This is a genomic window from Streptomyces sp. NPDC014870, from assembly GCF_043081505.1.
Classification (GTDB): Bacteria; Actinomycetota; Actinomycetes; order Streptomycetales; family Streptomycetaceae; genus Streptomyces.
In genome coordinates, this window is record NZ_JBIBWQ010000017.1 from 77,710 (window position 1) to 103,901 (window position 26,192).

General features: G+C 72.9%; 25 protein-coding genes. 11 read left to right on the forward strand and 14 right to left on the reverse strand.

Going from position 1 to position 26,192, the window contains the following annotated elements; translation table 11 throughout:
• Positions 1-52: 52 nt before the first annotated feature.
• The gene (locus ACF09C_RS36950; protein WP_392098014.1) at positions 53-1,087 is read left to right on the forward strand and encodes a saccharopine dehydrogenase family protein; all 1,035 of its coding nucleotides are present in this window, start codon (positions 53-55) and stop codon (positions 1,085-1,087) included.
• A gap of 26 nt (positions 1,088-1,113) precedes the next feature.
• Here the strand turns inward: ACF09C_RS36950 and ACF09C_RS36955 are convergent, their stop codons facing one another.
• The gene (locus ACF09C_RS36955; RefSeq protein WP_392098016.1) at positions 1,114-1,965 is read right to left on the reverse strand and encodes an NAD(P)H-binding protein; all 852 of its coding nucleotides are present in this window, start codon (positions 1,963-1,965) and stop codon (positions 1,114-1,116) included.
• Positions 1,966-2,070: 105 nt separating this feature from the next.
• On the opposite strand from ACF09C_RS36955, the gene ACF09C_RS36960 reads away from it, so the two are divergent.
• The 3 genes from ACF09C_RS36960 (at position 2,071) to ACF09C_RS36970 (ending at position 5,046) form a co-directional block, all read left to right on the forward strand.
• Positions 2,071-3,027: a cupin domain-containing protein gene (locus ACF09C_RS36960; RefSeq protein WP_392098017.1), complete on the forward strand. Its 957-nt coding sequence runs from the start codon at positions 2,071-2,073 to the stop codon at positions 3,025-3,027.
• A gap of 81 nt (positions 3,028-3,108) precedes the next feature.
• A complete protein-coding gene (locus ACF09C_RS36965; RefSeq protein ID WP_392098087.1) occupies positions 3,109-3,465 on the forward strand; it encodes a VOC family protein in 357 nt (118 codons plus the stop codon).
• A gap of 51 nt (positions 3,466-3,516) precedes the next feature.
• The gene (locus tag ACF09C_RS36970) at positions 3,517-5,046 is read left to right on the forward strand and encodes a helix-turn-helix domain-containing protein (RefSeq protein WP_392098019.1); all 1,530 of its coding nucleotides are present in this window, start codon (positions 3,517-3,519) and stop codon (positions 5,044-5,046) included.
• A 10-nt stretch (positions 5,047-5,056) separates the two neighbouring features.
• Here ACF09C_RS36970 and ACF09C_RS36975 read toward each other — a convergent pair whose 3' ends face one another.
• The 6 genes from ACF09C_RS36975 to ACF09C_RS37000 form a co-directional block, all read right to left on the reverse strand.
• Positions 5,057-5,569 (reverse strand): hypothetical protein, encoded by a 513-nt coding sequence (locus tag ACF09C_RS36975; protein WP_392098021.1) that lies wholly within the window; start codon positions 5,567-5,569, stop codon positions 5,057-5,059.
• Positions 5,553-6,047 (reverse strand): RNA polymerase sigma factor, encoded by a 495-nt coding sequence (locus ACF09C_RS36980; RefSeq protein WP_392098023.1) that lies wholly within the window; start codon positions 6,045-6,047, stop codon positions 5,553-5,555. Before ACF09C_RS36980 ends, ACF09C_RS36975 begins: the two co-directional genes overlap by 17 nt.
• A gap of 117 nt (positions 6,048-6,164) precedes the next feature.
• Positions 6,165-6,803, reverse strand: coding sequence for a class F sortase (locus ACF09C_RS36985; RefSeq protein WP_392098024.1), 639 nt, complete (start codon positions 6,801-6,803; stop codon positions 6,165-6,167).
• Complete coding sequence (locus ACF09C_RS36990) at positions 6,800-7,153, reverse strand: sortase-dependent protein (RefSeq protein WP_392098026.1); 354 nt, start codon at positions 7,151-7,153, stop codon at positions 6,800-6,802. Before ACF09C_RS36990 ends, ACF09C_RS36985 begins: the two co-directional genes overlap by 4 nt.
• A gap of 182 nt (positions 7,154-7,335) precedes the next feature.
• Positions 7,336-7,542 (reverse strand): cold shock domain-containing protein, encoded by a 207-nt coding sequence (locus tag ACF09C_RS36995; protein WP_362421672.1) that lies wholly within the window; start codon positions 7,540-7,542, stop codon positions 7,336-7,338.
• 112 nt (positions 7,543-7,654) lie between these two features.
• A complete protein-coding gene (locus ACF09C_RS37000; protein WP_392098027.1) occupies positions 7,655-8,092 on the reverse strand; it encodes a nitroreductase family deazaflavin-dependent oxidoreductase in 438 nt (145 codons plus the stop codon).
• A 213-nt stretch (positions 8,093-8,305) separates the two neighbouring features.
• Here ACF09C_RS37000 and ACF09C_RS37005 point away from each other — a divergent pair, with 213 nt between their 5' ends.
• The 5 genes from ACF09C_RS37005 (at position 8,306) to ACF09C_RS37025 (ending at position 15,409) form a co-directional block, all read left to right on the forward strand.
• Positions 8,306-9,814 carry an aldehyde dehydrogenase family protein gene (locus ACF09C_RS37005; protein ID WP_392098029.1) on the forward strand — a complete coding sequence of 503 codons (1,509 nt, stop codon included), beginning with the start codon at positions 8,306-8,308 and terminating at the stop codon, positions 9,812-9,814.
• Entirely contained in the window at positions 9,811-11,337 is a 1,527-nt protein-coding gene (locus ACF09C_RS37010; protein WP_392098031.1) for a GMC family oxidoreductase, read from the forward strand. Before ACF09C_RS37005 ends, ACF09C_RS37010 begins: the two co-directional genes overlap by 4 nt.
• Complete coding sequence (locus ACF09C_RS37015) at positions 11,334-12,401, forward strand: glycine betaine/L-proline ABC transporter ATP-binding protein (protein ID WP_392098032.1); 1,068 nt, start codon at positions 11,334-11,336, stop codon at positions 12,399-12,401. Before ACF09C_RS37010 ends, ACF09C_RS37015 begins: the two co-directional genes overlap by 4 nt.
• A 70-nt stretch (positions 12,402-12,471) precedes the next feature.
• Complete coding sequence (locus ACF09C_RS37020; protein WP_392098034.1) at positions 12,472-14,445, forward strand: ABC transporter permease subunit; 1,974 nt, start codon at positions 12,472-12,474, stop codon at positions 14,443-14,445.
• Position 14,446: 1 nt separating this feature from the next.
• Complete coding sequence (locus ACF09C_RS37025; RefSeq protein ID WP_392098035.1) at positions 14,447-15,409, forward strand: ABC transporter substrate-binding protein; 963 nt, start codon at positions 14,447-14,449, stop codon at positions 15,407-15,409.
• A gap of 15 nt (positions 15,410-15,424) precedes the next feature.
• Here the strand turns inward: ACF09C_RS37025 and ACF09C_RS37030 are convergent, their stop codons facing one another.
• From ACF09C_RS37030 to ACF09C_RS37050, 5 genes are all read right to left on the reverse strand, one after another.
• On the reverse strand, positions 15,425-16,372 hold the full coding sequence (locus ACF09C_RS37030; protein ID WP_392098036.1) for a tetratricopeptide repeat protein: 948 nt from the start codon (positions 16,370-16,372) through the stop codon (positions 15,425-15,427).
• Between the two features lie 174 nt (positions 16,373-16,546).
• Entirely contained in the window at positions 16,547-17,050 is a 504-nt protein-coding gene (tpx, locus tag ACF09C_RS37035) for a thiol peroxidase (RefSeq protein WP_392098038.1), read from the reverse strand.
• An 88-nt stretch (positions 17,051-17,138) separates the two neighbouring features.
• The gene (locus ACF09C_RS37040) at positions 17,139-18,674 is read right to left on the reverse strand and encodes an MFS transporter (protein WP_392098040.1); all 1,536 of its coding nucleotides are present in this window, start codon (positions 18,672-18,674) and stop codon (positions 17,139-17,141) included.
• Positions 18,675-18,792: 118 nt separating this feature from the next.
• Positions 18,793-19,191, reverse strand: a complete 399-nt coding sequence (locus ACF09C_RS37045) for a RidA family protein (RefSeq protein WP_392098042.1) — start codon at positions 19,189-19,191, stop codon at positions 18,793-18,795.
• Complete coding sequence (locus tag ACF09C_RS37050) at positions 19,188-20,438, reverse strand: acyl-CoA dehydrogenase family protein (RefSeq protein WP_392098044.1); 1,251 nt, start codon at positions 20,436-20,438, stop codon at positions 19,188-19,190. The genes ACF09C_RS37045 and ACF09C_RS37050 overlap by 4 nt, the downstream gene beginning before the upstream one ends.
• A 109-nt stretch (positions 20,439-20,547) precedes the next feature.
• On the opposite strand from ACF09C_RS37050, the gene ACF09C_RS37055 reads away from it, so the two are divergent.
• Positions 20,548-22,191, forward strand: a complete 1,644-nt coding sequence (locus ACF09C_RS37055) for an AMP-binding protein (RefSeq protein ID WP_392098045.1) — start codon at positions 20,548-20,550, stop codon at positions 22,189-22,191.
• 21 nt (positions 22,192-22,212) lie between these two features.
• A complete protein-coding gene (locus tag ACF09C_RS37060; protein WP_392098047.1) occupies positions 22,213-23,034 on the forward strand; it encodes a PaaX family transcriptional regulator C-terminal domain-containing protein in 822 nt (273 codons plus the stop codon).
• Here ACF09C_RS37060 and ACF09C_RS37065 read toward each other — a convergent pair.
• Together ACF09C_RS37065 and ACF09C_RS37070 are read right to left on the reverse strand one after the other, a co-directional pair.
• The gene (locus tag ACF09C_RS37065; protein WP_392098089.1) at positions 23,021-25,342 is read right to left on the reverse strand and encodes a bifunctional salicylyl-CoA 5-hydroxylase/oxidoreductase; all 2,322 of its coding nucleotides are present in this window, start codon (positions 25,340-25,342) and stop codon (positions 23,021-23,023) included. The genes ACF09C_RS37060 and ACF09C_RS37065 overlap by 14 nt on opposite strands.
• Before the next feature lie 2 nt (positions 25,343-25,344).
• The gene (locus tag ACF09C_RS37070) at positions 25,345-26,172 is read right to left on the reverse strand and encodes an enoyl-CoA hydratase family protein (protein WP_392098049.1); all 828 of its coding nucleotides are present in this window, start codon (positions 26,170-26,172) and stop codon (positions 25,345-25,347) included.
• Positions 26,173-26,192: the final 20 nt, after the last annotated feature.

Sequence of the window (26,192 nt, forward strand, 5' to 3'; positions counted from 1 at the left end):
AGACTCCTCGTATCGAAACGGATCGACACGGAGTACGGACAAAGGGGTTCTCATGGGTGCGGGTCAGGCGGTCGCGGTGTTCGGGGCGTACGGGCACACCGGGCGGTTCGTGGTGGCGGAACTCCTCGACCGCGGGTACGTCCCGGTCCTGGCCGGGCGCGACGCGCAGAAGCTGCGGGAGTTCGCGGCGTCCCTGCCGGGCGTCGAGACCCGGCAGGTCAGGCCCGCCTCGGTCGACGACCCGGCCGCGCTCGACCGTGCGCTGGCCGGCACCGCCGCCGTGATCAACGCCGCCGGGCCCTTCGCGACGACCGCCGGCCCGGTGATCGAGGCGGCGCTGCGGGCGGGCGTCCCGTACGTGGACGTGGCGGCCGAGATCGAGGCCAACCTCGACACGTTCGCGCGGTTCGCGGAGCCCGCGCGCGCCGCCGGTACGGCGGTCGTCCCCGCGATGGCCTTCTTCGGCGGCCTCGGCGACCTGCTGGTCAGCGCGGCGCTCGGCGACCTGACGACGGCCGACGAGGTCCATGTCGCGTACGGCCTCAGCAGCTGGCACCCGACGGCCGGCACCCGCACGGCCGGCGCGGTCTCCCGGCAACGCAGGGACGGCCGGCACGTCCGGTACACCCAGGGACGCCTCGTCTACGGCGACGACGCCCCGGCGGCCCTGAAGTGGTCGTTCCCCGAGCCGCTCGGGGTCAAGGCCGTGATCGGCGACTTCACCATGGCCGACGTCGTCACCGTCCCGAGCCACCTGGCCGTACCGGAGGTCCGTACGTACATGGCCGTCGAGGCGGCCAGGGACCTGGCCGCGGCCGACACCCCGGCGCCCGCGGCGGCCGACGAGCGGGGGCGCTCCGACCAGACCTTCCTCGTCGACGTCCTCGTGCGCGCGGGAGGCGAGGAGCGGCGCGCCACGGCGAGCGGCCGGGACATCTACGCCGTCAGCGCGCCGCTCGCCGTGGAGGCGGTCGACCGGCTGGTCACGGGCCGCGGCCGGACGGTCGGAGTCGCCTCGGCCGGGGCGATGTTCGACGCGCCGGACTTCCTCCGCGCCCTCTCCGCGCACCTGTCGGTGGAGCTGTAACCCAAGGCCCGAGGCCGACGCCCGGGTCAGCCGTGCCAGACGCCCGTCGCCGCGGTCGTACGGACGTAGTCGGCGAAGTCGCGCGGCTCGCGGCCGAGCGCGCGCTGCACGCCGTCGGCGAGCCGGGCGAAGCGCTCCTCGCGGATCCAGCCGTAGAGCATGTCGAGGAGTTCCGCGTACTCCCCCGGCAGCCCCTGACGCTCGGCGACGGCCGCGAACTCCTCCGATGTGACCGCGCGATGGGCGAGGTCCCGGCCCGTGGCGCGGGCGATCTCCGCCACGACCTCGTCGAGGTCGAGCAGGCGCGGCCCGGTCAGCCGGTACGTCTGGCCGGCGTGGCCGTCCTCGGTGAGGGCGGCGACCGCCACGTCGGCGATGTCGTCGGCGTCGACGAAGGGCTCGGTGCCCGTCCCCGTCGAACTCACGAACTCGCCGTCGAGCAGCTGCCCCAGGTAGTACGGGTCCTCGCTGAAGTTCTGCGCGAACCAGGCCGGTTTCAGGATCGTCCAGGCCGTGCCCGCCTCCCGTACCGCGCGCTCGCACGGCAGCTTCTCCTCGCCGTCCGGCACCACCCAGTCATGGGCGGAGAGCAGGACGAGCCGCTCGACCCCGCGCGCGGCGGCCAGCTGGGCGAAGGCGCGCATCGCCTCCGCCGCGTCCGCGGTCTGCGCGTCGACCAGGTAGGCCGCGCGGACACCGGCGAGGGCCGGCTCCCAGGTGGACTCGTCGGTCCAGTCGAAGCGGGTCGGTCCCTTGCGGGAGGCGGCGCGGACCTGGTGGCCGGAGTGCCGGAGGCGGGAGAGGACGCGGCGGCCGGTCTTGCCGGTGCCGCCGAGGACGAGGATCGGGGATGCGTGAGGGGATACGTGAGTGGTCATGGGACGAGTCAAACGCGCCGGCCATGAGGCGTGGAATGGTCTCCCCGCTCAATCCGATGTCCGAGCGTCTCAGCGTCTCCAGGTCTCGGCGTCTACCCTGGCGCCATGGACGCGTTGGGGAGCCTGCTGCACGAGGTGAGGTCCGAGGGCGCGCTGTTCAGCCGGAACCACCTGGCGCCTCCGTGGTCGGTCCGGTTCGCCGACCGCGCACCGCTCACGCTGGTCACGATGTTGCGGGGGTCGGGCCTCGTCGACCCCGGTGGCGGTGCGCCACCCGTCCCGCTCGCCGAGGGGGACGTGGCCGTCGTGGTCGGCTCGGAGCCGTTCTCCGTCGGCGACGAGGCGGACTCGGGCGCGGCGCCGCTGTACGTACGGGAGGGTCCCGACCGCTGCACCACGGCCGACGGCGAGGAGATCAGCGAGGACGTGGTCCTGGGCCTGCGGATGTGCGGGAACAGCGCGGACGGCCCCGCGGTGCTGCTCACCGGCAGCTACCGGGTCGGCGGGCAGGTCTCGGAGCGGCTGCTGAGCGTGCTCCCCAGGGTCCTGGTGGTCCACCCGCAGGGAGGCGCGGGACCGATCCTGGAACTGACGGCCGCCGAGATCGGCCGCGACGACCCCGGGCAGCAGGCGGTCCTCGACCGGCTGCTCGATCTGTTGCTGCTGTCCACGCTGCGGGAGTGGTTCGGCCGTCCGGAGGCCGAACCACCCGGCTGGTACCGGGCGCTCGGCGACCCGGTGGTGGGCCGTGCGCTGCGGCTGATCCACGACCGCCCGGCGCGGCCGTGGACCGTTGCGGCGCTCGCCGAGGAGGCCGGGGTGTCGCGCGCGACGCTCGCCCGCCGCTTCACCGAGCTGGTCGGCGAGCCCCCGATGGCCTGTCTGACCAGCTGGCGCCTCGCGCTGGCCGCCGACCTTCTGGCGCGCACCGACGAGACGGTGGAGGCGATCGCCCGACAGGTCGGCTACCGCAGCGCGTTCGGGCTGAGCGTCGCCTTCCAGCGGGTGCACGGGACCCGCCCCAGCCACCACCGCGCGGCGGCCAGGGCCCCCGCGGCCTGACGCCTGGCCGGGCGAGCCGCCCCGTACGGGTGCGGTGGAATTGCCGGGTTCGTACCGTGGGCCGAGGATCGCCCCATGGGTATGTTCAGCGGGGCGCATGTGATCCTCTACACGCCGGACGCGGACGCCGACCGGGCCTTCCTCCGGGACGTCCTCGGTTTCGACCATGTCGACGCGGGCGACGGCTGGCTCGTCTTCAGGCTGCCGCCGGCCGAGGTCGCGGTGCATCCGACACAGGGTGAACCGAAGCACGAGTTCTATCTCATGTGCGAGGACGTCACCGCGACGCTCACCGCCCTGGAGGATCGCGGCGCCGAGATCTCACGGCCCATCAGCGATCAGGGCTGGGGCCTGCTGGCCGCCGTACGCCTGCCGAGCGGGGCCGAACTGCCGCTGTACGAACCGCGTCACCCCACCGCACACGACGCGTCACCCTGACGGCCCACCCCCACGCAAGCGTCATCTCATATCTGAGATAACGTGACGCGCATGGCAGACGACTACCTCGTACGCATCGGCAAGCTCATCCGTGACGCCCGTCAGCACCGTGGCTGGACGCAGACGCAGCTCGCCGAGGCCCTGGCCACAAGCCAGAGCGCCGTGAACCGGATCGAACGTGGCAACCAGAACATCAGCCTTGAGATGATCGCACGCATCGGCGAAGCGCTCGACAGCGAGATCGTGTCCCTCGGTTATGCCGGCCCCATGCATCTGCGGGTCGTCGGCCGCCGCCGGCTCTCCGGGGCCATCGACGTCAAGACGAGCAAGAACGCGTGTGTCGCGCTGCTCTGCGCCACCCTCCTCAACAGCGGTCGCACGGTCCTGCGCCGGGTCGCCCGGATCGAGGAGGTCTTCCGGCTCCTGGAGGTCCTCAACTCCATCGGTGTGCGCACCCGTTGGATCAACGACGGGGTCGACCTGGAGATCGTCCCGCCGGCCGAGCTGGACATGGACTCGATCGACGCGGAGGCGGCGATCCGGACGCGCTCGATCATCATGTTCCTCGGCCCGCTGCTGCACCGGATGGACCGCTTCAAGCTGCCGTACGCGGGCGGCTGCGACCTCGGTACGCGCACGATCGAGCCGCACATGATCGCGCTGCGCCGGTTCGGCCTCGACATCACGGCGACCGAGGGCCTCTACCACGCGCAGGTCGAGCCGTCGGTCTCCCCCGGCCGCCCGATCGTACTGACCGAGCGCGGCGACACCGTGACGGAGAACGCGCTGCTCGCGGCGGCCCGGCACGACGGCGTGACCGTCATCCGCAACGCCTCCTCCAACTACATGGTCCAGGACCTCTGCTTCTTCCTGGAGGCGCTCGGCGTACGGGTGGACGGCATCGGCACGACGACCCTCACGGTGCACGGCGTCCCGAGGATCGACGTGGACGTGGACTACTCCCCCTCCGAGGACCCGGTCGAGGCGATGAGCCTGCTGGCCGCGGCGGTGGTGACCGAGTCGGAGCTGACGATCCGCCGGGTCCCGATCGAGTTCATGGAGATCGAGCTCGCGGTCCTGGAGGAGATGGGCCTCGACCACGACCGCTCGGCGGAGTACGCGGCGGACAACGGCCGCACGCGCCTGGTGGACCTGACGGTCCGGCCCTCCAAGCTGGAGGCCCCGATCGACAAGATCCACCCGATGCCCTTCCCGGGCCTGAACATCGACAACGTGCCGTTCTTCGCGGCCATCGCGGCGACGGCCCAGGGCAAGACCCTGATCCACGACTGGGTCTACGACAACCGCGCGATCTACCTCACCGACCTCAACCGCCTCGGCGGCCGCCTCCAGCTCCTCGACCCCCACCGCGTCCTGGTCGAGGGCCCGACCCGCTGGCGCGCGGCCGAGATGATGTGCCCCCCGGCCCTGCGCCCCGCGGTGGTCGTCCTCCTGGCGATGATGGCCGCCGAGGGCACATCGGTCCTCCGCAACGTCTACGTCATCAACCGGGGTTACGAGGAGCTGGCGGAGCGCCTGAACTCGGTGGGCGCGCAGATCGAGATCTTCCGGGACATCTAGAGAGAGCGGCTCACCCGCGCGAGGGCAGGCGGGAGGCGGCGTCGGCGGGGGTGGGGGTCGGGGCCGCCGTCCGGGGGGTCGAGGCCGGCCCGCGTGGTGGGGGTTCGAGGGCGGTTCGGGGGGCGCGTACCGATCCTGACGTGGCGTCGGTCTTCGCCTCCGCCGTTCTTCCGGGGGCCGGGGTCGCCGGCTCCGAGGGGCGGGGGTTGACCGGGCCCGGCGTCTTCTCGGGGGCGGGGGTGACGACGGGTCCGCTCGTCGGAGGCGGGGCCAGGGGGATCGTGGGGGGTGTGGTGGTCTCGGGGGATGTCGTGAGGTGCAGCGGCAGCACGATGAGTGCGGCGGCGAACGACACGCCGAGCCCCGTGGCGGCGGCGCGCAGCCTCCGGCGGCGGGCGGCACCGCGCCGGATCTCCTCGAACCTGCCGGGCGGCGGGAGGAGGTGGTCGGACGTCGGGCGCAGGAGGACCGCGACGGGGTCGTCGGGGTCGAGGCCCGGGCTGTCGTCAGAGCGCGTGATCAAGGTTCCTCCTCAGGTGGGCGCGGAGCAGTTCTCGGGCCGCGTGGAGGTCGGCCTTGATGGTTCCTTCCTTGCGCCCGGTCAGCGCGGACACCTCGCGGACCGGCATGTCAGCGTAGTAGTGCAGCAGGATCGGGACGCGCATGCGTTCGGGCAGCGACTGCACGAGGAGCCGTACCGAGGGGTCGGCCGGCTGCTCGGCGTGCGCACCGGCGGCGGCTTCGAGGCCGGCGTGGCGTACGGCCCTGCGTTCGCGCTCCAGCTTGCGCCAGTGGTCCCTGACGAGGTTGGCCGCGGTGACATAGAGGAAGCCGCGGGGCTCCTCCACGGACGTCCAACGGGCCCAGAGCCGGGTGAACGCCTCCGAGGCGATGTCGTGGGCGGTCTCGTCGTCGTCCACCAGACGCCGGCACCAGCCGGCCAGGCGGGGGTAGAGGGCGGCGAACAGCTCGGAGGCTGCTGTGTCGCGTGACCGTTTCAACGCTCTCCAGGGATGGGGGGGCTTCTTCGAGCCTCGTCGTGCTTCGTCGTGCTTCGTGAGGGAGGAGCGCGGGCCGGGGGTATGGGTTGCCTCGGCCCGCGCCGCTCTTCGCCTGGTTCAGGGGGTGGACGAGCTCAGCTCGGCGAAGACGACCACGTTGTCGCGGTAGCCGTCACCGCTGCGGGGGCCGCCGCAGGTGATGAGCCGGAGCTCGGGACGGTCCACGTCCCCGTAGACGTCGTCCGCCGGGAAGTCGGCCTGTGGGACCGTCTTCACGGTGGTGACCGTGAAGACGGCCGTCGTGCCGTTCTCCAGGTGCGTCGTGACCGTGTCACCCCGGTGCAGCCGGGACAGGTCCCGGAAGACTCCGTCGCCGTACCGGCCGACCGTGAGGTGGCCGACGATCACCGACGGGCCGTTCTGGCCAGGCGTCGGCGAGTGCCGGTACCAGCCCGCCCGGTCGTCCGCGACGACCGGGGGCACCTCCATGGTGCCGTCCGCCGCGAGGCCCACCCGCATGACCGCGGTGTCCACCCCGATGGCCGGGATCCGGAGGCGGGCCGGGACCGAGCGCGGAAGCGCCTTCACGGCCTCGGACTTCGCGTTCCCCGTTGCCGTCGACGGCGCGGACGTGGGCGGCGCGACGGCGGTCCCGCGCGGAGTCGTGGGCCGGTCGTCGGCCCCGTTTCCGCCGCAGCCCACCAGCACGCACGCCAGGGCCGCGGCGGCGAACGCGCGCCTGGGGAGCGAGGTCACGCTCCGGTCGCGCGCCGACGGCGTACGACGAAGACCGCGCCCACGGCACCGAGCGCGGCGACGGCGCTCGTGCCGATCAGCGCGCCGCCGGCCCCCGACTGCTCGGACACCGGCGCCACTCCGGTCCTGGGGGCACCCTCCGGCACGACGGAGACCTGACCGGGTGCGGGCTCGCCGACCGGCTTGGCGCTCCTCGTCGGCTCGGCGGGCGCGGGCGCCGGGGTGGCCTCGGCGGTGGCGCGGGTGGTGGGAACGGCGCTCGGCGCGGGCCCGTCGGCGAACGCGGGCATGGCGCTCGCCAGGACGGCGCTACCGGCAAGTGCCAGTGTGGTGAGGACAGTTGAACGCATCAGTCGCTCTCTTTCGTCGGTCCGCCCGGCCGGAGACTCGGCGGGCTGGGCTTCGGATCGAGCAGAGAGACGACACGGCCAGGAGGCGGGTTGTAAAGAGAAGGCAAAGTCGCGCGACATCGGTACCGCCCGGGGCGGACACGCGAACGACGCCCCCGGGCCGAGTGTCCGGGGGCGCGGCGCTACGGGCGGACCCGCCGTGCCTCGAAGCGGCCCGGGGTCAGTTCCAGGGTGAAGCTGACCTGCTGGCCCTCGGACAGGACGTGGTCCTCGGTCTCGACGTCCTCGGCTCGGACGTAGACGGTGTCCTCGTCGCCGTACGGGGTGATGAACCCGTACCCGCCCTCCTGGTTGAAGTACGTCACGAGTCCCTTGCGTCGGCCGTTCACGGTGGACTCCCTCGGGCGGCTTGCACCTCCCTTCCATCTCACCTCCGGACGGGCCCCTTGGGAAGGTCCTCCGAGCGGTCACCTCGCTACGCGCAGTGACCGCGGCGGCCCGTCACTGCACGCGTTCGACCACGAAGACCGGGATCTCCCGCTCGGTCCCGCGCTGGTAGTCGGCGTAGTCGGGGAAGGCCGCGACGGCCCGCTCCCACCAGGCCTGACGCTCCTCGCCGGTCACGATGCGGGCCTTCATGTCCCACAGGTCCGTCCCGTCGCGCAGCTCGACCTGCGGGAAGGCGACCAGGTTGTGGTACCAGACCGGGTGCTTCACGGCGCCGCCGTTGGAGGCGACGAGCGCGTAGGCGCCCTCGTGCTCCACGCGCATGAGCGGGGTCTTGCGGAGCTTGCCGCTCTTCGCGCCGACGTTGGTCACCAGGACGACGGGCAGGCCGCGCATGGTCGTCCCCTCCGTGCCGCCCGACCCCTCGTACAGCTCGACCTGCTCCCGCACCCACTGCGTCGGGCTGGGTTCGTACGTTCCCTCAAGAGGCATGACACTCCCTTTCGCGTTGGTCGGGCCAGTCCATCAGAGAACTCCCTCCGCCGGGCGCGAGCGGAGTCGAATGTCCTGTTTTGCTCGTGTTGGCGCGTGAAGCGGGCCACTCTCCGCGAGGCATTGCGCATGGATCCCGGAAGCCAGGGCAGGCGGCCGGACCGCCGGCGTTACCGGCAGGGGGATTCACAGGAACGAAAGGCCCTACGCGACGTGACCGCAGCACAACAGACCATCCACGTGGGCGGAGAGTGGCGCACCGCGCTCTCCGGCGCCACGCGCGAGATCATCGATCCCGTCGACGCGACCGTCTTCGCCGTCGTGGCGGAAGGCGGCGTGGAGGACACCGATGACGCCGTGGCCGCGGCACGCGCCGCGTTCGACGACGGGTCGTGGCCGCGTACACCCGTCGCCGAGCGCGCCGCGCTGCTGCGGCGGGTCGCCGACCTCCTGGAGCGCGACCGGGAGCGGATCGGGGCCCTGGAGAGCCAGGACGCCGGCAAGACGCTGGAGGAGGGGCGCGTCGACGTCGACTGCGTCCGCGACGCCTTCCGCTACTTCGCCGACCTCGTCGAGAAGGAGAGCGGCGGGCGGGTCGTCGACGCCGGGTCCGACGAGATCCACAGTGTCGTCGTGCAGGAGCCCGTCGGGGTCTGCGCGCTCATCACGCCGTGGAACTATCCTCTCCTCCAAGCCAGTTGGAAGGTCGCGCCGGCCCTCGCCGCCGGCAACACCTTCGTGATCAAGCCGAGCGAGATCACTCCGCTGACCACCGTCGTCCTCGTCGAACTGCTCATGGAGGCCGGGCTGCCGCTCGGCGCCGCGAACATCGTCACCGGTCCCGGCGAGACCGTCGGCGCCCGGCTCGCCGAGCATCCGGACGTCGACCTCGTCTCCTTCACGGGCGGGATCGTCAGCGGTACGAAGGTCGCCAGGGCCGCCGCCGACAGTGTGAAGAAGGTCGCCCTCGAACTCGGCGGCAAGAACCCCAACGTCGTCTTCGCCGACGCCTGTTCCACGCCCGAGGGCTTCGACACCGCCGTCGACCAGGCGCTCAACGCCGCCTTCATCCACAGCGGCCAGGTCTGCTCCGCCGGCTCCCGCCTCATCGTCGAGGAGTCGCTGCGCGACCGCTTCGTCGCCGAACTCGCGCGGCGGGCCGAACTGATCCGGCTCGGCCGTGGGACCGACGAGGGCGTCGAGTGCGGGCCGCTCGTCTCCGCCGCGCAGGTCGCTCGGGTCGAGGGGTACGTGGCCTCCGCGCTCGGCGAGGGCGCGGTGCTGAGGGCGGGCGGCGAGCGGCCCGCCGGGCCGGGGTACTTCTTCCGGCCCACCGTGCTCGACCGCTGCCACCGGCGCATGCGGGTCGTCCGCGAGGAGGTCTTCGGGCCCGTCCTCACCGTGGAGACCTTCCGCACCGAGGAGGAGGCCGTCGCCCTCGCCAACGACACCGAGTACGGCCTCGCCGGCGCGGTGTGGAGCTCCGACGAGGACCGCGCCCGCCGGGTCGCGGCCCGGCTGCGGCACGGCACCGTCTGGATCAACGACTTCCACCCGTATCTGCCGCAGGCGGAATGGGGCGGCTTCGGCAGGTCCGGCGTCGGCCGGGAGCTCGGCCCGAGCGGCCTCGCCGAGTACCGCGAGGCCAAGCACATCTACCAGAACCTCGCCCCGCGCCCGGTGCGCTGGTTCGCCGGCACGACCGAGAAGGACCAGGCATGAACGACCAGAACGTGTACGACTACGTCGTCGTCGGCGGCGGCACCGCCGGTTCCGTCATCGCCTCCCGGCTGACCGAGGACCCGGACGTGAGCGTCGCCGTCATCGAGGGCGGCCCCAGCGACGTCGGCCGCGACGACGTCCTCACCCTGCGGCGCTGGATGGGGCTGCTCGGCGGCGAGCTGGACTACGACTACCCCACCACCGAGCAGCCCCGGGGCAACTCTCACATCCGCCACAGCCGCGCGCGGGTGCTCGGCGGCTGCTCCTCGCACAACACGCTCATCGCGTTCAAGCCGCTGCCCGGCGACTGGGACGAGTGGGCCGAGGCGGGCGCCGAGGGGTGGGACGCGGCGGCCATGGACCCGTACTTCGGGCGGCTGCGCAACAACATCGTCCCCGTCGACGAGGCCGACCGGAACGCCATCGCCCGGGACTTCGTCGACGCGGCGCAGAGCGCGCTCGGGGTGCCGCGCGTGGAAGGGTTCAACCAGCAGCCCTTCCACGAGGGGGTCGGGTTCTTCGATCTCGCCTACCACCCGGAGAACAACAAGCGGTCCTCCGCGTCGGTGGCCTATCTGCACCCCTTCCTGGACCGGCCGAACCTGCACATCGCCCTGGAGACCTGGGCGTTCCGGCTGGAGCTCGAAGGCACCCGCGCCACCGGCGTGCACATCCGTACGAAGGACGGCGCGGAGCATGTCGTACGCGCCCGGCGCGAGGTACTCGTGTGCGCGGGCGCGGTGGACACCCCGCGGCTGCTGCTGCACTCCGGTATCGGGCCGCGCGCCGACCTGGAGAAGCTCGGCATCCCCGTCGCGCATGACCTTCCGGGCGTCGGGGAGAACCTGCTGGACCACCCCGAGTCCGTCATCGTCTGGGAGACCCACGGTCCGATCCCGGAGAACTCCGCGATGGACTCGGACGCCGGGCTCTTCGTCCGGCGGGACCCGGCGGAAGAGGGGCCGGACCTGATGTTCCACTTCTACCAGATCCCCTTCACCGACAACCCCGAGCGCCTGGGCTACGAACGGCCCGCGCACGGCGTCTCGATGACCCCGAACATCCCCAAGCCGCGCAGCCGTGGCCGGCTCTACCTGACGAGCGCCGACCCCGAGGTCAAACCCGCCCTCGACTTCCGGTACTTCACCGACGAGGACGACTACGACGGCCGGACCCTGGTCGACGGGATCCGCATCGCCCGGCGGATAGCGGCGAGCGAACCGCTCGCCGGCTGGCTGAAGCGCGAGGTCTGCCCGGGGCCCGAGGTCACCTCGGACGAGGAACTCAGCGCCTACGCCCGGCACGTGGCCCACACCGTCTACCACCCGGCCGGCACCTGCCGGATGGGTGCCGTCGACGACGAACTCGCCGTCGTCGGTCCCGATCTCAGGATCCGGGGCCTCGACGGCGTCCGGATCGCCGACGCGTCCGTCTTCCCGACCATGACCACCGTCAACCCGATGATCTGCGTGCTCATGGTCGGCGAGAAATGCGTCGATCTGCTGGGAGGCAGCACACGATGAGTACCAGTCCGACCAACCCCGTCTTCGCCGTACGTGACCTGTGGAAGGTCTTCGGACCGAAGGCCGACCGCGTGCCCGCCGACCCGGAACTCGCCGCCCTCGACGCCGCCGCGCTGCGCGAGCGGACCGGCTGCACCGCCGCCGTCCGCGATGTCTCGTTCGACGTCCGCAAGGGTGAGGTCTTCGTCGTCATGGGCCTGTCCGGCTCGGGCAAGTCGACGCTGGTCCGCTGCCTGACGCGGCTCATCGAGCCGACCTCGGGCGCGATCTCCATCGACGGCGAGGACGTGCTGTCCATGGACGCCGGCCGGCTGCGCGAGCTGCGCCGGCACCGGGCGGCGATGGTCTTCCAGCACTTCGGGCTGCTGCCGCACCGGTCGGTGCTCGACAACGTCGCCTACGGTCTGGAGATCCAGGGCGTCGGCCGTGGTGAACGGCGCGAGCGGGCCGCGGAGTTCGTCGCCAAGGTGGGCCTCGAAGGCATGGAGCACCGCAGACCGGGCCAGCTCTCCGGCGGCCAGCAGCAGCGGGTCGGGCTGGCCCGGGCGCTCGCCGTGGACCCCGAAGTCCTGTTGTTCGACGAGCCGTTCAGCGCGCTCGACCCGCTGATCCGCCGGGACATGCAGGAGGAGGTCGTCCGCCTGCACCGCGAGGAGGGCCGGACGATGGTCTTCATCACGCACGACCTGACCGAGGCGCTGAAGCTCGGCGACCGCATCGCGCTGATGCGCGACGGCCGCGTCGTCCAGCTGGGCACGCCCGAGGAGATCGTGGGCTCCCCCGCCGACGCGTACGTCCGGGACTTCGTCCGGGACGTGCCGCGCGAGCAGGTCCTGACCGTGCGCTCGGCGATGCGCCCGGCGGTCGACGAGGACGAGCGCGCGGCGGGCCCGGCGCTCGCCCCGAGCGCCACCGTCCACGAGGCCATCGAGGCCGTGGCGCGTACCGGCGAGAACGCCCGGGTCGTCGAGGACGGGCGGTGTCTCGGGGTGGTCGACCACGCGGCGCTCCTCGGTGTCGTCGCCGGGGTGCCGGCCGCCGGCCCCGGGAAGGCGGTGGCCTGATGCACGCCCGTACGACCTGTCCGCCGCAGGGCGGCCCGAGCCGCGTGGAGACGGCCGGGCGGTGGGGCCGATGATCGCCACCACCGTCACCTCCGCCCCGCCGGGCGGAGCCGGCGCCGCGCTGCGCGCGCTCGCGCGCCACCGGGGCCGGCTTGTGGGTGCGGGCGCGGTGCTCGCGCTCGTCCTCGGCTCCCTGCTGCTGGAGGGTGGGAGTTGGCCCTCGGCCCTCGCCGTCGACGTGTCGGGACCGCTCGGCCGCACCAGCGACTGGATCATCGACAACCGGGACGGCCATCCGCTCTTCCTGTACGTCCTCGGGCACGTCAGCAACGCCGTGGTCGTCTCCGTCCGCGCGGTGTACCTGGTGCTCCTCGCGCTCGGCTGGGCGGGCGTGACCGCCGCCGCCGGGCTCGTGGCCTGGCGGGTCGCGGGGGTCCGGCTCGCGCTGACGTCCGTCGCCGCGTTCGCCGCCTGCGGGCTGCTCGGCATGTGGGTGCCCACCATGCAGACCCTCGCCCTGATGGTGGTCGCCGTCGCCGCCTCCGTGCTGCTCGGCGGGGTCCTGGGCCTCGCCGCCGGTCTTTCCGACCGGACGCACCGGGCCCTGCGCCCGGTCCTCGACACCATGCAGGTGCTGCCGGCCTTCGCGTATCTGCTGCCCGTCGTCCTGGTCTTCGGCATCGGCGTCCCCGCGGCCGTGCTCGCGACCGTCGTCTACGCCGCCCCGCCCATGGCGCGGCTCACCGCGCTCGGGCTGCGGGGCGCGGACGCCGGTGTCATGGAGGCGGCCGCGTCGCTCGGCGCGACCGGCAGGCAGCGGCTCCTGACGGCCCGGCTGCCGCTGGCCCGCAAGGAGCTGCTGCTCGGCGTCAACCAGTCGATCATGATGGCCCTCGGCATGGCCGTGATCGCGTCCGTCATCGGCGCAGGTGGTCTCGGGGACCGGGTGTACCAGGCGCTGGGCTCCGTCGACGTCGGGGCGGCGCTCGCCGCCGGGGTGCCGATCGTGCTGCTGGCCGTCGTCCTCGACCGGGTGACCGCCGCCGCGGGAAGCCGGATCGGCGCGGCGGACAGCCGGGCGGCGGGGTCGGCCTCGGCCCGGCTCGGCTGGGCCGTCGCCCTGGCGGCGACCGCCGTCGTCGCCGTCGCGGGCCGCCTCGCCGACCGCCTCTCCTGGCCCTCGGCGTGGACGGTGGACATCGCCGGACCCGTCAACACGGCGGTCGACTGGATGACCGCCCATCTCTACTCCGGTGTGCCCCTCGTCGGCGGCACCGCCGACTGGGCGGCCCGGTTCACCTCCTGGGTGCTCAACCCGCTGCGCGACGGCCTGCAGTGGCTGCCCTGGTGGGCGGTCCTGGTCGCCGTCGGCGCGCTCGCGCTGCTCATCGGCACCTGGCGCACGGCCGCGACCGCGGTCCTCGCGATGGCTGCGATCGGGGTGCTCGGCGTCTGGGACCCGGCGCTCGACACGCTGTCCCAGGTACTGGCCGCCGTGGCGGTGACCCTGCTGCTCGGCGTCGCCCTCGGGGTCGCCGCGGCGCGCAGCGCCCGCCTGGGCCGCGCGCTGCGCCCGGTCCTCGACGTCTTCCAGACGATGCCGCAGTTCGTGTACCTGATCCCCGTGGTCGCCCTGTTCGGGGTGGGCCGCGCCCCGGCGGTCGCCGCCGCCGTGGTCTACGCGCTGCCCGCCGTCGTCCGGATCACCGCGCAGGGGGTGCGCGCGGTGGACCCGGCCGCGCTGGAGTCGGCGCGCTCGCTGGGCGCGACCGGGCGTCAGCAGCTCCTCCAGGTCCAGCTGCCGCTGGCCAGGCCCGCGCTGCTGCTCGCCGTCAACCAGGGCGTGGTCCTGGTCCTCGCCGTGGTCGTCATCGGGGGGCTCGTGGGCGGCGGGGCGCTGGGCTACGACGCGGTCTTCGGCCTCGCCCAGGGCGACCTGGCGACCGGTCTGGTCGCGGGCGCGGCGATCGTCTGCCTGGGCCTGATGCTCGACCGTGTCACGCAGCCGACGCAGCGCCGTGACCTCTCCGGAAAGGGGGCCTGAGATGGCTCGCACCCGTATCGCCGCGCTCGTGACGGCCGCCGCCCTGGTGGCCGGCCTCACCGGTTGCGGAGCAGCCGACATGACCCGCCAGGCCTCGCCGTTCGCCGACGCGGAGGGCTCCCGCACGGTGACCCTGTCGGTGCAGTCGTGGGTGGGCGCACAGGCCAATGTGGCCGTCGCCCAGTACCTCCTGGAGCACGAGCTCGGCTACCGGGTGGACACCGTCCAGATCGACGAGGTGCCCGCCTGGGACGCGCTCAGCCAGGGCCGGGTGGACGCCATCCTGGAGGACTGGGGCCACCCCGAGCAGGAGAAGCGGTACGTGGAGGACAAGGGGACGATCGCGCGGGGCGGCGACCTCGGGGTGACCGGCCACATCGGCTGGTTCGTCCCGACGTACTTCGCCGAGCAGCACCCGGACGTCACCGACTGGAAGAACCTGAACAAGTACGCCGACCGGCTCCGTACCGCGGAGAGCGGCGGCAAGGGCCAGCTCCTCGACGGCTCGCCGTCGTACGTGACGAACGACAAGGCGCTGGTGAAGAACCTGGACCTCGACTACGAGGTCGTGTTCGCGGGCTCGGAGGCGGCGCAGATCACCCAGATCAAGCAGTTCGCCAAGGAGGGGAAGCCGTTCCTGAGCTACTGGTACAAGCCCCAGTGGCTGTTCGAGAAGGTCCCGATGACGGAGGTGAAGCTGCCCGCGTACACGGTGGGCTGCGACGCCGATCCGGAGAAGGTGGCCTGCGCGTACCCGCACACGCCGCTGCAGAAGTTCCTCAACGCCCGCTTCGCGGCGGGCGGGGGTGACGCGGCGGCGTTCCTGAAGAAGTTCCGGTGGACGACCGAGGCGCAGAACGACGTCGCGCTGATGATCGCGGAGCAGAAGCTGTCGCCGAAGGAGGCGGCGGAGCGCTGGGTGAAGGAGAACGAGGCGACCTGGCGGGCCTGGCTCCCGTCCTGACGCGCCCGCCGGAGGTCAGTTCGGGGACGCCGGGTGGCTGCGGAGCTTCTTGCGGAGCGTACGGGTCTCGGGGTGCCTGGGCCCGTAGGCGGCGTCCAGGATCGCGAAGCTGTCGTCGTACCACTGGCGGGCCTGCTCCGGTCCCTCGGTGAGGAGGGCCACGTCGCCGAGGCGCTCGCAGAGGGTGCTCAGGGCGCGCTGGGTCGCCAGGTCGCGGGGGTCGTCGCCGAGGAGGGCGCGGCGCAGGGACAGCGACTCGTCGTAGTGGGCGCGGGCGGCTTCCAGGTCGCGGCGGCGCAGGGCCAGGTCGCCGAGGCGCTCGTACTGGACGCCGAGGTCGCGGCGGGCCTGCGCGTCGCCCTTCAGCTCGGCCGCCAGTTCACGGCGTACGGCGAGGGCGCGGGCGTACCAGCGGGCGGCCTCGTCGAGGTCCTGGCGTTCCGCCGCCAGCAGGCCGAGGCGTTCCTGGAGGGCGCCCAGCTCCCGGCGGTCGGCCGGGTCGAGCGGGCCGGCCTCGACGATGTGCTCGGCGAGCGCGAGGGCCGTCGTGAAGCGGTCGCGCGCGGTGTCCTGGGCGGCGGGCCCGCCGGTCCGCAGGGCGATCTCGCCGAGCGCGGACTCGCCGAACCTGAGGTCCCGCAGCAGCCGGATGTCGTCGGGGTTCTCCTCGCGCAGCCGGCCGGCGATGGCGAGGCCCTCCTCGTAGGCCTGGGCGGCCTGGTCGAGGCGGTCGGCGCCCACCCAGAAGTCGCCGTACTTGTTGAACGAGAGGCTCAGGTCCCGTCGGGTGGAGAGGTCGGGGAACTGCTCGGCGAGCCGGATCGACTCCGCGAGCATCCGCTCGTAGTGCCGCCGCGCCTCGCGCGGCCTGCCCTTCCGCAGGGCCTGGTCACCGGCCTGCTCGGCCGAGGAACAGCTGTCGACGAGACCTTGCCGGACCCGGACCGCATCCCATCTCGTCATCGAACCCCCACGTGCGTGAACTCTGGCTGACCGGGATCACTATCCCCGGCGCCGGGGCCTCGCGAATCGCCCTGGGGCGAAGCTTCCACCAGAGTTCACCCGGCGGTCGTGGGCTGGTCAGGCGGTACGGGCGGGCGCCGCGTCGGCGGCCCGCCCGTACCGGTCCCGGCTGCTTCAGGACTTCAGGGCGGCGATGGCGGCCTCGTAGTTCGGCTCGGTGGCGATCTCGCCGACGAGCTCGGCGTGGAGCACCGTGTCGTTCTCGTCGAGGACGACGACCGCGCGGGCGGTCAGGCCGGCCAGCGGGCCGTCGGCGATGTCGACGCCGTAGTTGGTGTGGAAGTCACGGTCGCGCAGGGTGGAGAGCGTCTGCACGTTCTCCAGTCCCTCGGCGCCGCAGAAACGGGACTGCGCGAAGGGCAGGTCCGCGGAGATGCAGAGCACGACGGTGTTGTCCAGGTCGGCGGCCTTCTCGTTGAACGCGCGGACCGAGGCGGCGCAGACGCCCGTGTCGATGCTCGGGAAGATGTTCAGCACCTTGCGGCGGCCGGCGAAGTCCTTCAGCGAGCTGTCGGACAGCTCCTTGGCGACGAGCGAGAACGCCGGGGCGACGCTGCCGGGGGCGGGCAGTTCGCCGTTGACCTGCACGGGGTTGCCCTTGAACGCGATCTGGGCCATGGGGAAGCTCCCTCGGAGAGTGACTACGAGAACGTCCCCGATCGTACGTGGCGTGATCGCCCGGTCCGGTCCGGCGGCCACCGCGGGATCAGCCGGGGGGTGGCATGCCGCCCTTGAGGCGTTCGATGTCCGAGGCGCGGACCTGGATCACGAAGATGGAGATCACGAACGCGACGACGGAGAAGATCGCCGCCGTGATGAAGCCGGAGGAGACACCGGCCGTGAGGACCTCGTCCGACCAGGGCGGCGGCAGTTCACCCGTCCTGGCGAACTGGGCCTTCTCCAGCGGACTCGCCTGGGAGAGGAAGGCGGGGATCTGGTCCTTGGCCTCGTTGCGGCTGGCCGTGCCGAAGACCGTCACCAGGATCGACAGACCGAGCGAACCACCCACCTGCTGGGTGGCGTTGAGCAGGCCGGACGCGGCACCGGCCTCCTGCTGCTCGACGTTGGACAGCGCCATGATGGTCAGCGAGACGAAGATCAGGCCCATGCCGAAGCCGAAGACGAGGATCGGGCCGAGGATGCTGCCCAGGTAGGTGGAGTCGACATCGGTCAGGGTCAGCCAGGACAGGCCGACCGCCGACATGAACGATCCGGCCACCATGAAGGGCTTGGGGCCGTACCTGGGCAGGAGGTTGGAGGTGAGTCCGGCCCCGACCGCGATGATCGCGCTCACGGGGAGGAAGGCCAGGCCGGTCCTGATCGGGCTGAAGTGCAGGACGCCCTGAACCCAGAGCGTCAGGAAGAAGAACATGCCGAAGATGGCCGCCGCGAGGCAGAGCATGATCGCGTACGTGCCCGCACGGTTGCGGTCGGCGAACATGTGCAGCGGGGTGATCGGCTGCCGGGAGCGCCGCTCCACCAGGATGAACAGGAGCAGCAGGACGACCGCCGCGCCGAAGGAGACCAGCGTCCACGGGTCCCGCCAGCCTTCCTGGGCGGCCCGGATGAACCCGTACACCAGCGCCACCATGCCCAGGGTGGAGGTGAGCGCACCGGTGAGGTCGAAGTGGCCCGGGTGGCGCTCGGACTCCTTGATGTGGCGGGGCGTGAGAAAGACGATGAGCAGCGCGATCGGCACGTTGACGAAGAAGATCCAGCGCCAGTCGAGCCATTCGACGAGCAGTCCGCCGGCGACGAGGCCGATCGCTCCGCCGCCGGCGGAGACGGCCGCGAACACACCGAAGGCCCGGTTGCGTTCCGGGCCTTCCTCGAAGTTGGTGGTGATCAGGGACAGCGAGGTCGGGGAGGCTATCGCGCCGCCGACGCCCTGCAGGGCCCGGGCGGCGAGCAGTTGCCAGTCGTTCTGGGCCAGTCCGCAGAGCAGCGAGGCGAATCCGAAGAGCAGGATGCCGAAGACGAAGACCCGGCGCCGGCCGAGGATGTCACCGGCGCGTCCGCCGAGCAGGAGCAGTCCGCCGAAGGTCAGCGTGTAGGCGTTGACCACCCACGACAGGCTCGTGGTCGAGAAGTTCAGCGAATCCTGGATGTGGGGCAGCGCGATGTTGACGATCGTGATGTCGAGAACGACCATCAGCTGGCAGGAGGCGATGACGAAGAGGGCGATGCCCTTGCCGTCGCCGCTCTTCTCGGGCGGCGACGTGGTCTGTGCGGGGTCGGGCATCGGGTTCGGTGTAGTCATCGCGCCCTCGCTCACTGAGGGAGGCCGTGGGCCGGTCAGTCCACCTTTCGACACTAAGCCCGGGCCCTGCGACTCTCCAGTTGATCAAGGGCGCGGGCGGTCACTCCAGTACGGCGAGGCCGTCCACCTCCACCAGCGCCTGTTCGTCCCAGAGCCGTACGACTCCGACGACGGCCATCGCCGGGTAGTCACGACCGGCCAACCGCCGCCAGATCCTGCCGAGTTCGGCGACGTGGCGCCGGTAGTCGGCGACGTCGGTGGCGTAGACCGTGACGCGGGCGAGGTCGGCCGGGGAGCCGCCGGCGTGCCGGAGGGCGGTGAGGAGGTTGGCGAGGGCGGTCTCGAACTGCTCGGGCAGGGTCTCCCCGACCACCTTGCCGTCGCGGTCGAGGCTGGTCTGCCCGGCGAGCAGGACGAGTCGGGAGCCGGTGGCGGTGACGGCGTGGGAGAAGCCGGTGGGCGGGGAGAGTTCGGCGGGGTTGTGCCGGTGCAGGCTCATGCCGTGGCCTCCTGCGCCTGGGGCTGCGGCTGCGGCTGCTCGTGTCGCGGCGGTTCCTGTTGCGGGGATCCCGGGTGCGGCTCATGCGGTTGCGGAGACTCGGGTTGCGGCGGTTCCGGTTGCGGGGTGCGTGCCGCCGTGTACAGCTCCTTGGCGATGATCGTGCGCTGGACCTCGGTGGCGCCTTCGTAGATGCGGGGGGCACGGACCTCGCGGTAGAGGTGTTCCAGGAGATGGCCGCGTTGCAGCGCCCGCGCCCCGTGCAGTTGGACGGCCGCGTCGACGACGTACTGCGCGGTCTCGGTTGCGAGCAGCTTCGCCATCGCCGCGCGGCGGGGCACGTCGTCCGCCCCGGCGTCGTAGGCGGCCGCCGCCGCGTAGACGAGGAGGCGGGCGGCCTCGGTACGGGTGGCCATCTCGGCGACCTGGTGGGCGACGGCCTGGAGGTCGCCGAGGACGCCGCCGAAGGCCTGCCGGGTGGCGGTGTGCGCGAGGGTGGCGTCGAGGGCGGCCTGGGCCATGCCGACCGCGAAGGCGCCGACGCTCGGGCGGAAGCGGTTGAGCGTGGTCATGGCGACCCGGAAGCCCCGGTCGGGCTCGCCGAGGAGGTCCTCGGGGCCGACCGGGACGCCGTCGAAGACGAGGCTGCCGATGGCGTGCGGGGCGAGCATGTCGAGCGGGGCGCCGGAGAGTCCCGGCCGGTCGGCGGGGATCAGGAAGGCGGTGACGCCGCGCGCGCCCGCGCCGGGGGTGGTCCGGGCGAAGACGGTGGCGAAGTCGGCCTCGGGGGCGTTGGAGATCCAGCGCTTCTCGCCGTGGAGCCGCCAGCCGCCGGCCCCGTCCGGGCGGGCCTCCAGGGCGAGCGCGGCGGCGTCCGAGCCGGCCTCGGGCTCGCTGAGCGCGAAGGCGGCGACGGCTCGCCCCGCGACGATCTCGGGGAGCCAGCGGGCCCGCTGCTCGGGGCTGCCGAAGGCGGCGACCGGGTGGCCGCCGAGGCCCTGGAGGGCGAGGGCGGTCTCGGCCTCCGTGCAGGTCTGGGCGAGGGACTCGCGGAGCAGGCAGAGGTCGAGGGCGCCGGCCTCGAAGAGCCCTGCCAGCAGGCCGTACTCGCCGAGGGCGGCGACCAGAGGGCGGTTGACGCGGCCCGGTTCGCCCTTGTCGGCGATCGGCCGGAGCCGTTCGGCCGCCAGCGCGCGCAGTTCCGCGCAGCGGGTGGTCTGCTGTGGATCGAGTGAGAATACGGACATTCGGACCCCTGTCCTGTTCGCCGACACCACTTCTATCGCGCACCGTTGACTGTCGTCATCATCACGATACGCTCGTTGGGCGACCCCACCACGACAAGGGGACGAACTCATGGAGCTGACCCCCTCGGCCCACCACGACACCTTCGCGCGCGACCACCTGCCGCCCGCCGACCAGTGGCCCCGACTGCTCTTCGATCTGCCGGGGCTCGACTACCCGGAGCGGCTCAACTGCGGCACGGAGCTGCTCGACCGTACGGTGGAACGATTCGGCACGGAGCGACCCGCGTTCCGGGACGGCGACGGCAACGTCTGGACGTACGGAGAGCTGAGCCGGCGGGTGAACCGGATCGCCCACGTCCTCACCTCCGACCTCGGTGTCCGGCCCGGGAACCGGGTGCTGCTGCGCGGCCCCACCTCCCCCTGGCTGGCGGCCTGCTGGCTCGCGGTGATGAAGGCGGGCGCCGTGGCCGTCACGGTCCTGGCCCAGCAGCGCGCCCAGGAGCTGGCCGTGATGTGCGAGATGGCCCGCTGCGAGCACGCGCTGTGCGACGTCCGGACGGTGGACGACCTGGTCAAGGCCGAGGTGCCGGGGCTGCGGATCACGGCGTTCGGCGGGGACGCCCCGGACGACCTGCTGACCCTCGCCTCGGCCGCGCCGGAGACGTACGAGGCGGTGGAGACCGCCGCCGACGACGTGGCCCTGATCGCCTTCACGTCGGGCACCACCGGGCGGCCGAAGGGGTGCATGCACTTCCACCGGGACGTGCTCGCGGTCGCCGACACCTTCTCGGCGCACGTGCTGCGCCCCGAGCCCGACGACGTCTTCGCCGGCTCCCCTCCGCTCGGGTTCACCTTCGGGCTCGGCGGTCTTGTGCTCTTCCCGCTGCGCGCCGGGGCCAGCGCGCTGCTGCTCGAACAGGCGGGCCCCAAGCAGCTGTTGGCGGCGATCCCCGCGCACCGGGTGTCGGTGCTGTTCACCGCGCCGACGGCGTACCGGGTGATGCTGGAGGAGATCGACCGGCACGGCGGCCACGACGTGTCGACGCTCGGCTCGCTGCGCCGGTGCGTGTCGGCGGGCGAGAACCTGCCGGCCGCGACCTGGGACGCCTGGTACGCCCGCACCGGCCTGAAGCTCATCAACGGCATCGGGGCGACGGAGCTGCTGCACATCTTCATCTCGGCGGCCGACGGCGACATCCGCCCGGGCACCACCGGCCGGCCGGTCCCCGGCTGGCAGGCACGGGTGGTGGACCGGTCGGGCACCGTACTCCCGGACGGCGAGGAGGGGCTGCTCGCGGTGCGCGGCCCGGTGGGCTGCCGGTATCTGGCGGACCCGCGCCAGAGCGAGTACGTGCACGGGGGCTGGAACGTCACGGGCGACACGTACGTCCGTGACGCCGACGGCTACTTCCGCTACGTCGCCCGCGCCGACGACATGATCATCTCGGCGGGCTTCAACATCGCGGGCCCCCAGGTGGAGGAGGCGCTCCTCGCCCATCCGGACGTGGTCGAGGCGGCGGTGGTGGGGCACGAGGACGCGCTGCGCGGCCAGATCGTGGTGGCGTACGCGGTGGTACGGGACGGGGTGCCGCGCGACGCGGAGACGGCGGGCGCGCTGCGGGCCTTCGTACGGGCCCGGCTCGTGCCGTACAAGAGCCCCCGGAGGATCGTGTTCCTGGACGCCCTGCCCCGGACGGCCACGGGCAAGCTCCAGCGCTTCCGGCTGCGCGCGACCCCGGAGGACACGCCCTAGGGGTGCCTCTAGAGTGATCACGTGGTCGAGCAGCACACCCCCCGTTCCCTGATCGTCTCGCTGTACGGCGCGTACGGCCGCGGCCTCGCGCCCGGTGAGGAGCCGCTGCCGGTGGCCGAGCTGATCCGGCTGCTGGCGGTGCTCGGCGTGGACGCGCCGTCGGTGCGCTCGTCGGTGTCCCGGCTGAAGCGGCGGGGACTGCTGCTGCCCCGGCGGACGGCGGACGGGGCCGCCGGGTACGTCCTGTCGGACGATGCCCGCCAGCTCCTGGACGACGGCGACCGCCGGATCTACGCCCGCGCCGAGCCCGCGCTCTCCGACGGCTGGGTGCTCGCCGTCTTCACCGTCCCCGAGGCCGAGCGCCACAAGCGCCACCTGCTGCGCTCCCGGCTGGCCCGGCTGGGCTTCGGGACGGCGGCGCCGGGCGTCTGGATCGCCCCGGCGCGGCTGTACGAGGAGACCCGCCACACCCTTGAGCGCCTGGAGCTCTCCTCGTACGTGGACCTCTTCCGGGGCGAGCACCTGGGATACGCGCCGACGGCCGAGTCGGTGGCCCGCTGGTGGGACCTGCCGTCGATCGCCAAGCTCCACGAGGAGTTCCTGGCCGCCCACGAGCCGGTGCTGAGGGCCTGGACCGCGGCGCCGGGTACTGCCGAGGACGCGTACCGCGACTACCTCTTCGCCCTGGACTCGTGGCGCCGCCTCCCGTACGCCGACCCGGTGCTGCCGGCCGAGCTGCTCCCCCAGGACTGGCCGGGCGCCCGTTCGGCGGCGGTCTTCGCGGAGCTGCACGAGCGACTGCGGGACCTGGGGGCGCGGTTCGCGGACGTCAGTTCAGGGTGAGCCGGGGCTTGGGGGCGTCCGTGCGGCCCGTCGGGGGTGTGCGGCTGCCCGCGCGGTACGGGGCGGGCCAGGGGGCCGCCGGGCCCCGGTAGTCCTGGTCGGCCGCCGCGTGGAGGGTCCAGTGGGGGTCGTAGAGGTGCGGGCGGGCCAGGGCGCAGAGGTCGGTGCGGCCGGCCAGGAGGAGCGAGTTGACGTCGTCCCAGGAGGAGATCGCGCCGACGGCGATGACCGGCACGCCGACCGCGCCCCGGATCCGGTCGGCGTACGGGGTCTGGTAGGAGCGGCCGTACTCGGGGCGTTCGTCGGGGACGACCTGGCCTGTGGAGACGTCGAGGGCGTCCGCGCCGTGGGCGGCGAAGGCGCGGGCGATCTCCACCGCGTCCTCGGGCGTGGTGCCGCCGTCCGCCCAGTCGGTCGCGGAGAGCCGCACGGTCATCGGCCGGTCCTCGGGCCACACCTCCCGTACGGCGTCGAAGACTTCGAGCGGGAAGCGGAGCCGGTTCTCCAGCGGGCCGCCGTAGGTGTCGTCGCGGTGGTTGGTGAGCGGCGAGAGGAAGCCGGAGAGCAGGTAGCCGTGGGCGCAGTGCAGTTCGAGGAGGTCGAAGTCGCAGGCGGCGGCGCGCCGGGCGGCGGCCGTGAACTCCTCGCGCACGGCGGTCATGCCCGCCCGGTCCAGGGCGCGCGGGACCTGGTTGACCCCGGCGCGGTACGGCAGGGGTGACGCGGCCACGAGCGGCCAGTTGCCCTCGGGGAGCGGCTGGTCGATCCCCTCCCACATGCGGCGGGTGGAGCCCTTGCGGCCGGAGTGGCCGAGCTGGACGCCGATCGCCGTGCCGGGGGCGTTGGTGTGGACGAAGGAGGTGACCCGACTCCAGGACTCCGCCTGTGCGTCGGTCCACAGGCCCGTGCAGGCGGGGGTGATGCGGCCCTCGGGGCTGACGCAGACCATCTCGGTCATGACGAGCCCGGCGCCGCCGAGGGCCCTGGCTCCGAGGTGGACGAGGTGGTAGTCGGTGGGGAGGCCGTCCTCGGCGACGTACAGGTCCATCGGGGAGACCACGATCCGGTTGCGCAGGGTGAGGCCGCGCAGCCGGAAGGGGGTGAACATCGGCGGGGTGCCGGGCGGGCAGCCGAAGTCGAGTTCCACCGCCTCGGTGAACCGGGGGTCGCGCAGCCGCAGGTTGTCGTGGGTGACACGGCGGCTGCGGGTGAGCAGGTTGAAGGCGAACTGCCGTGGCGGCTGGTCGAGATGGCCGGCGATCTCCTCGAACCAGCGCAGGCTGGCCGCCGCCGCGCGCTGGGTGGACTCGACGACGGGCCTGCGTTCGGCCTCGTACGCGGCCAGTGCTTCGGGGAGGGTGGGCTGTTCCTCGACGCAGGCGGCGAGCGCGAGGGCGTCCTCGACGGCGAGTTTGGTACCGGAGCCGATGGAGAAGTGCGCGGTGTGGGCGGCGTCGCCGAGGAGGACGGTGCTGCCGTGGGACCAGCGCTCGTTGACGACCGTGCGGAAGGCGGTCCAGGAGGACCGGTTGGAGCGCAGGGGACGGCCGCCGAGCACGTCGGCGAAGAGTTTGGCGCAGTGGGCGGTGGACTCGTCCTCGTCCATCGTGTCGAAGCCGGCGGCCCGCCAGACCTCCTCGCGCATCTCGACGATGACGGTGGAGGCGTCGGAGGAGAAGGGGTAGCCGTGGAGCTGCATCACGCCGTGCTCGGTCTCGGCGATCTCGAAGCGGAAGGCGTCGAGGGCGAAGTCGGCGGCGAGCCAGATGTAGCGGCAGCGGTGGCTGGTGATCCGGGGGCGGAAGACGTCGGCGTGCGCCTCGCGGGTGGCGCTGTGGACGCCGTCGGCGGCGATGACGAGGTCGTGGTCGGCGGCCAGTTCGGCGGCCGGCGGCGCCTCGGTGCGGAAGCGGAGCCGTACGCCGAGTTCGGCGCAGCGGGTGTGCAGGATCTCCAGGAGCCGGCGGCGGCCGAGGGCGGCGAAGCCGTGACCGGTGGAGGTGAGGAGCCGGCCGCGGTGGCCGATGTGGATGTCGTCCCAGCGGACGAACTCCTCCTGGAGGGCTCGGTAGACAGTGGGGTCGGCGTGCTCGATGCCGCCGAGGGTCTCGTCCGAGAGCACGACACCGAAGCCGAAGGTGTCGTCGGGGGCGTTGCGCTCCCAGACGGTGACCTCGCGGCCGGGGTCGAGCCGCTTGAGCAGCGCGGCCGCGTACAGCCCGCCGGGTCCGCCGCCGACGACGGCGATCCGGAGCGGGGCGGCAGGGGCCCCGGGGGCCGGGGCGCGGCCCGCCTCGGGCGCGGGCATCGTCAGCGCCCCCGCCACTTCGGGGGGCGCTTCTCGGTGAAGGAGGCGTGGAACTCGGCGTAGTCCTCCCCGTTCATGAGGAGCGCCTGGGTGGCTGCGTCCAGCTCGACGGAGGCCGCCAGCGGCATGTCCAGTTCGGCGGTGAGCAGGGCCTTGGTCTGGGCGTGGGCGAGGGCCGGGCCGTCGGCGAGGCGGCGGGCGAGTGCGGCGGCGCGGGTGGTGGCGGCGCCCTCCTCGGTGAGCTCGCTGAGGAGGCCGATGCGTTCCGCCTCGGCCGCGTGGACGGGGTCGCCGAGCATGAGGAGCCGGGTCGCGTGGCCGAGGCCGACGACCCGGGGCAGCAGGTAGGCCGCGCCCATGTCGCCGCCGGAGAGCCCGACGCGGGTGAAGAGGAAGGCGAAGCGGGCGGTCGGGTCGGCGATCCGGAAGTCGGCGGCGAGGGCGAGCACGGCTCCCGCGCCGGCCGCGACGCCGTGGACGGCGGCGATCACGGGGAAGGGGCACTCGCGGATCGCGCGGACGACCTGTCCGGTCATCCGGTTGAAGTCGAGCAGCTGGGCGGTGTCCATGGCGAGCGTGGCGCCGATGATCTCGTCCACGTCGCCGCCGGAGCAGAAGCCGCGACCCTCGCCGCCGAGGACGAGGGCGCGGACGGCCCGCTCCCGGGACAGCTCGGCGAGCAGGTCGCGCAGGTCGGCGTAGGCGCCGAAGGTGAGCGCGTTGAGTTTCGCGGGGCGGTCGAGGGTGACGGTGGCGACGCCGTCGTCGACGGTCAGCCGCAGGTGCCGCCAGCGCTCGGTTCGGGGTGCGGAGCCGGTAAAGGGGCTCATGGGGGACGCCCTCCCTTCCT